Raw genomic sequence first — 6,201 nt, 5'->3', positions numbered from 1 at the left:
GTTGCAGCCACCGGGACACACCGGGACACACCGGGACACACCGGGACACACCGGGACACACCGGGACACACCGGGACACACCGGGACACACCGGGACACACCGGGACACACCGGGACACACCGGGACACACCGGGACACACCGGGACACACCGGGACACACCGGGACACACCGGGACGCATCGGGACGCACTGGAATGCGTCGGAACGTGCGGGCGGCGTGGGCGGCGTGGGCGGCGTGGGCGGCGTGGGCGACGTGGGCGACGTGGGCGACGTGGGCGACGTGGGCGACGTGGGCGACGTGGGCGACGTGGGCGACGTGGGCGACGTGGGCGACGTGGGCGACGTGGGCGACGTGGGCGGCGTGGGCGACGTGGGCGGCGTGGGCGACGTGGGCGACGTGGGCGACGTGGGCGACGTGGGCGACGTGGGCGATGATCGATTCGGCATTGCCCATGCGCCTTGGCAGAACACCGGAATAAACGGCGATACCCGTCATCGATGGCCGGCCGTGGCCGGCACGCGTCGGCCCAATGCCCATGACGCCAGCCCATGACAGTGCATGGCGGCTGAATTACACTTGCCGGCATGCATTCCGCATTCAGGGGCCAGCGTTCGATCTCGTACCTCGCGCTCCTGGCGGCGTCGCTGCTTGCGCTGCTACCGACTTTCGGCCGTCTCCACCAGGCATCCGTCATCTCGTCTAACCGGGTCGCGCTGTGCACGGCATCGGGGTTCGAATATGCCGATATCCGCACGGAAAACGGCAAGCCCTCCCCGGCCGGCCAGAGCGGCGAGCGGCATGGCGACTGCGAATATTGCCCGCTGGCGGCATCGCTGAATCTCCCCGCCGCCATATCCGGGTGGACCGGCGACGAATTCCCCGCCACCGCCGTCCTTCCTTTCCCCAAGCCTCACGCGAGGCTTTTCAAGCATCCCTCCGGGCTGGGGTCGCGCGGCCCGCCGTCGAACGCCTGACGCGGTAGCCACGACTGTCGTTGCGCGCCGGCCCACGGGCTTGCGCGCGTCTCCCGGAGTTCCCCATGCAAAGCCCTTCTTTTCCGGCGCCCGCCACGGTGCGCCCCGCGCCCGCGCGCGCGTATCGGCCATTCCGCCGCGCCGCGTTATCGATATTGCTGCTTCCTCTCCTGGCGGCCTGCGCGCCGTCCGACCGCCAAGCCGGGGCGGAACAACCACCCGCGCCAACCGAAATCATGCAGTGGGGCGTTCCCGCCCCGCCCGGCGCGGCCCTGCCCGATCTAGTCAAAGCCCCGGATGGCACGATGCTGCTGAGCTGGGTGGAGCAACCCGCGCCGAAGCGTTACCGGCTGCGCCTGACCCGCGCCGAGACGGCGCCGGCGGTGCCGGCCTGGCAAGAACCGCTCACCATCGGCGAAGGGGACGATTGGTTCGTCAACTGGGCCGACACGCCCCATGTGTTCGGTCTGGCCGACGGCTCGCTGTGGGCGCACTGGCTACGGAGCACCGGGCCCGAGCGCATGGATTACGGCATTGAACTGGTGCGCTCGCGGGACGCCGGCCGCACCTGGACGCCTCCGTTGATGATCCACCCGGTTCACGGCCCCGGCGACCATGGCTTCGTGACGTTCTGGCCCCAGGCCCGGGATCGGCTGGGCATCGCCTGGCTCGACAGCCGGCAGAAAGCCACCAGCGCCACGCACAAGAAGCCGGATGGCGCGAGCGACCCGCACGCCCACCACTCGCCGGGAACGATGATGCTGCGGGCGGCGAGCTACGACGGCGACCTCGTCCGCCAGGGGGAATGGCCGCTCGACAAATCGACCTGCGACTGCTGCCCCACCGCGTCCGCCATGACGGATGCCGGCGTCGTCGTGGTCTACCGTGGCAGAACCGCCGACGAAATCCGCGATACGCGCATCGTGCGCTTCGATGGCGAACGCTGGAGCGCTCCTCGCGACGTCCACGCCGATGGCTGGAAGATGCCCGGCTGCCCGGTCAACGGCCCGGTGGTGGTGGCGCGCGGCAAGACCGTCTGGGTCGCCTGGTTCACGATGGCCGACGGCGTGCCGGAAGTGCGCGCGGCGCGTTCCGACGATGCGGGCGAGCACTTCGGGCCGGCGATGACGCTGGCGAAGGGCGAGCACGTCCTCGGCCGGCTGAGTCTGGCGCTCGCGCCCGACATGCTCCTGCTCGCCTCCTACGAAACCCATCCCGACGGGGCTCAGGCGCTCTTGCTGGGGCGTTACGCGCTGGACTGGCGTCCGCGCGACCGGGTGGAAGTGACGACGCTCGCCTCCAGCGGACGGGGCAGCGGCATCCCGCGCGTGCAATGGTCGGGAAGCGCCGCCTGGCTGGTGTGGACCGACGCCCGCGACGGCAAGCCATTCATCGCCGGCGCATCGGTGCGCTGAACCCGCCCATCCCCGACTTTTCCCCCGCCCTCCCGGCCCCGCGCCGGGCGCGCGAATACCCGATCCACACTTCTTTTCATCAGGAAACCCGATCCATGTCCATCCAGTCCCCGTATTCCCGCCTGGGAGCACGCCCCCTCCTTGGCCTGGCCGTTCTTGCCGCCCTCCAGGCCCATGCCGCCGAACAAGCGCGCACGCCGGACCCGGCCAGGGCCAGCGCCAGGGCGCTCGATACCGTCACCGTCTTCGGCAAGCGCTCGTCGCTGGAGGCCAGGGCCGGCAGCGGGACGCGGCTCGACCTGTCGGTCATGCGCACCCCCGCCTCGGTCAGCGTGATCGATCACGCCACGCTCGACAAACGCGGCGTCCGCAATACGCAGGAGGCGCTGAACGGCGTTGCCGGCGTCACCTCCGCCGCGACGCCCGGCACGGGCAACGCGGTTTCCTATCGCGGCTTCAGCGGCAACCAGATCACCCAGCTCTTCAACGGCATCGACGTGAAATACGCCACCATCGCGGCCCGGCCGGTGGATGCCTGGCAATACGCGCGGGTGGAGGCGATCGGCGGCCCGTCCTCCTTCCTTTACGGGGCCGGCGCGGTGGGCGGCAGCATCAACTACATCACCGCGCTGGCCCGGCTGGACCGGCCCGAAACCCGGATGCAGATGCGCATCGGCAACTTCACCGACGCCACGTTCGCATTCGGCCTCAACCGGGTGTTCGGTAAGCACGCCGGGAACGCGCTACGCCTGGACACCAGCCTGCGCAAGGGCGGAAGCGCCATCGAACGGGCCAACCGGAACGCACTGACCACCTCGGCCTCCTGGCTGACCCGGCTCACCCCCGATCTCAGCCACACGCTGGCCGTGGAATACCAGCGTGAACGCAACGACCGGCCCTACTGGGGAACGCCGGCATTCCAGAGCCAGACCGGACGCCTGCTGACGCTCGCGGAAACCCGCCGACGCAATTACAACGTGCAGGATGGCTACTACGGGCAGAAAGTCCTGTGGGCGCGCTCCCTGACGGAGTGGACGCTCGATGAGCGCAATACCGTCCGCAACACCGTCTACCACTACGACGCCCTGCGCGATTACCGCAATGTCGAAAGCTACAAGCTGGTCGACGACAACACCGCCATACAGCGCTCGGGCACGCTGCTCCAGCGCCACGACCAGCAAGTCTTCGGCAACCGCCTGGAATGGGCGCATGCCGGAACGCTCGGGAGCCTGGATTCCCGCTGGAACTTCGGGCTGGAATGGAGTTTCAACCGCCAGACCACATTCCCGCTTTCGGTGCGCGGGGTCTTCGACATCATTCCCCTGGAATCCCGCGCCCCGGGCTATTTTCTGGACGTGCCCGGCACCTCCCTGACCTACACGCCCAGCCGGACCAATCGCCTGCACACCGGCGCGCTGTACGTCGAGAACCTGACCGACCTGACCCCGACACTGAGCCTCCTGACCGGGTTGCGGCACGAGCGCATCGCGCTGGATATCGTCAACCACCGCGCCGTCAGCGCGGCCAATCCCATGCGTTTCCAGCGCACCTATCGGCCAACCACCGGGCGTGCGGCGCTCAACTGGGCGATCACCCCCGATGCGAGTATCTACGTCCAGTACAGCACCGCGGCCGACCCGCCCGCGGGCGCGCTCAGCACCGCGAGCTTCGCCGCCTTGCGCGACTTCGACCTGAGCACGGGCCAGCAGCAGGAAATCGGCTCGAAATGGCGATCCGCCAATGGCCGGCACCACCTCACCCTCGCCGGCTACCGGATCGTCCGCCGCAACCTGGCGGTGGCCGACCCCGCCAATCCCGGAGAGACCCTGCCGGTCGGGCAACAGTCCTCCCGGGGCGTGGAATTGACCTTCGGCTGGCGTCCCGTCCCCGGGCTGAAGGTGGATGGCAATCTCGCCTGGAGCCGCGCGACGCTGGACGACTTCCACGAACGCGAGGGCACCCGCTCCGTCTCGCGCGCGGGCGCCACGCCACGCAACACCCCAAGCCGTGTCGGCAACCTGTGGGTGGAATACGCATTCGCCCCGCGCTGGTCGGTCAGCGTCAACGCGCGCGGCGTCAGTTCGCGCTACGCCAACAACGCCAACACCCTCTCGACCGCCGGTTACGGGCTGTGGGGCGCGCAGATCGCCTTCGAGCCCGCCCCCGGCACGCAAGTCCGCCTGCAAGGACGTAACCTGGGCGACAAAAGCCATGTGATCTACGCATTTGGAGATGGCATGGTGTATCTGGGCAACCCGCGCAACTGGGAATTGACCGTCAACCACCGCTTCTGAAACCCGCCGCAAAAACCACTCATCGAGGATAAGGAACCATGTACAGACAACTACCGACGCTCCGTTCAACGCTCATGGTCGCGCTGCTGGGCGTGACAACGCTCGCCGGCTGCAAACAACCGCCCCCGAACAACGACGCGGCCCAGGCCGGGAAGGAAGCGCCCGCCGCCGCCCCGGGCCACCTGCACGCCGATCAGGCATGGACGCGCGCCATCCCCGAGGGCGCCAACGTCGCCGGCGGGTTCATGACATTGCGTAACGAAAGCGCCAGCGACGATCGCCTCGTCCAGGTGTCCAGCCCACTCTCGGACGAAGTCCAAATCCACGAGACCAGCATGAGCGACGGCATGATGCGCATGCGTCAACTACCCGAGGGCATCGCCCTGCCGGCCGGGCAAGTGGTCGAACTCAAGCCCGGTGGCCTGCACCTCATGTTCATGAGCCCCAAGCATGCGCTGAGCGCCGGCCAGGAAATCGAGGCCACGCTGCGCTTCGAGCACGCCCCGCCACAGGTGGTCAAGTTCGCCGTGCAAGCCGTGGCGGAGATGCCACCCGGCAAGCCCTGAGCGATGCATCGGACGGAAGGCGCGCACGGTGTCGACAATGCCGCCGCCGGTTGGAACACGGCCCCGCCACAGCGCGGGGCCGCCGCATTTCATCGGGACATCCCGCGCGGGGCCGGCGCGGCGGCGCATTGCCTGACGCCGCATACGATGGGGCGAGCGCCAGCGGCGGACGCCCTTCCCCAGCCATCGCCGGACTGGAAACTCAGCGTTTGCCGCCGAGGATCGAGCCGCCCATCTTCAATACGTCGGACAGGCCGAACTGGCCATCGCCATCCTGATCCAGCACCGCGCCGAGCAAGCCGCCGCCGATGCCGCCCTGCTGGCGCACCGCCCGCGTTTCGCGGCCAAGCACCTCGTCCAACGCGCCGGCCGAGGGCGCCGCCGCCTGCGCCTGGCCGCCGCCGAACATCCGCTTCGCCAGATACGCCATGACGATGGGCGCGAGGATCTTCAGCAACATCTGCGCCTTGTCGCCGCCGATGCCGGTGGCCTGCCCCAGCCCCTGCGCCGCCTGCGATTCGCGCGCGCCGAAAATATGGCCGAGGATGCCGGCGCCATCGGCCTGACGGCCACCGCCGCCGCCCAACACCGCGCCCAGCAGATCGCCGATGCCGCCACCGCCAGCATGATCGCGCCCCAGCGCGCCCAGCAAAGCCTCGGCCCCCTGGGGCTGGCTGGCCTGCTTGCCCAGCGCCCCCATCAACAATGGCAGCGCCGCCGCCGCCGCACCGGCCATCTGCTGCGGCGCAAGCCCCAGCCGCTGTGCCATCTGTTGCATCGGCGCGCCGGAAAGCTGGCTCAAAAGGTCATCGGTCAACGTGGTCATGCGCATTCCCCTCGGTGATGGAATTCATGTGATTCGGAAGCCGCAGCTTATCGCGCGGCCCAGCGGCGGGAAGTGAACGTGGAGATGGCTTCCCACCGCGCGCCGTGTGAAACTGAACCTTCTT

6 protein-coding genes are annotated in these 6,201 nt (G+C 69.0%); 4 read left to right on the top strand and 2 right to left on the bottom strand.

The window, feature by feature from the left end:
• On the bottom strand, positions 1 to 497 hold a 497-nt coding region (locus EBB59_RS14330), incomplete at its 3' end, for a hypothetical protein (RefSeq protein WP_245979316.1).
• An 89-nt stretch (positions 498 to 586) separates the two neighbouring features.
• Here EBB59_RS14330 and EBB59_RS12485 point away from each other — a divergent pair.
• From EBB59_RS12485 to EBB59_RS12470, 4 genes are all read left to right on the top strand, one after another.
• Positions 587 to 976 carry a DUF2946 family protein gene (locus EBB59_RS12485; RefSeq protein ID WP_122102481.1) on the top strand — a complete coding sequence of 130 codons (390 nt, stop codon included), beginning with the start codon at positions 587 to 589 and terminating at the stop codon, positions 974 to 976.
• Between the two features lie 65 nt (positions 977 to 1,041).
• Positions 1,042 to 2,391, top strand: coding sequence for a hypothetical protein (locus EBB59_RS12480; RefSeq protein ID WP_245979314.1), 1,350 nt, complete (start codon positions 1,042 to 1,044; stop codon positions 2,389 to 2,391).
• A gap of 95 nt (positions 2,392 to 2,486) precedes the next feature.
• Positions 2,487 to 4,685: a TonB-dependent receptor gene (locus EBB59_RS12475; protein WP_122102480.1), complete on the top strand. Its 2,199-nt coding sequence runs from the start codon at positions 2,487 to 2,489 to the stop codon at positions 4,683 to 4,685.
• 38 nt (positions 4,686 to 4,723) lie between these two features.
• Entirely contained in the window at positions 4,724 to 5,251 is a 528-nt protein-coding gene (locus tag EBB59_RS12470; protein ID WP_122102479.1) for a copper chaperone PCu(A)C, read from the top strand.
• Between the two features lie 202 nt (positions 5,252 to 5,453).
• Here EBB59_RS12470 and EBB59_RS12465 read toward each other — a convergent pair whose 3' ends face one another.
• Positions 5,454 to 6,083 carry a DUF937 domain-containing protein gene (locus EBB59_RS12465; protein ID WP_211327748.1) on the bottom strand — a complete coding sequence of 210 codons (630 nt, stop codon included), beginning with the start codon at positions 6,081 to 6,083 and terminating at the stop codon, positions 5,454 to 5,456.
• Between the last annotated feature and the right edge of the window lie 118 nt (positions 6,084 to 6,201).

It is taken from the genome of Solilutibacter pythonis (assembly GCF_003697345.1).
Taxonomy (GTDB): domain Bacteria; phylum Pseudomonadota; class Gammaproteobacteria; order Xanthomonadales; family Xanthomonadaceae; genus Solilutibacter; species Solilutibacter pythonis.
Note: the sequence above shows the minus strand (reverse complement) of the source record. Positions and strands in the feature narration are given on the sequence as shown.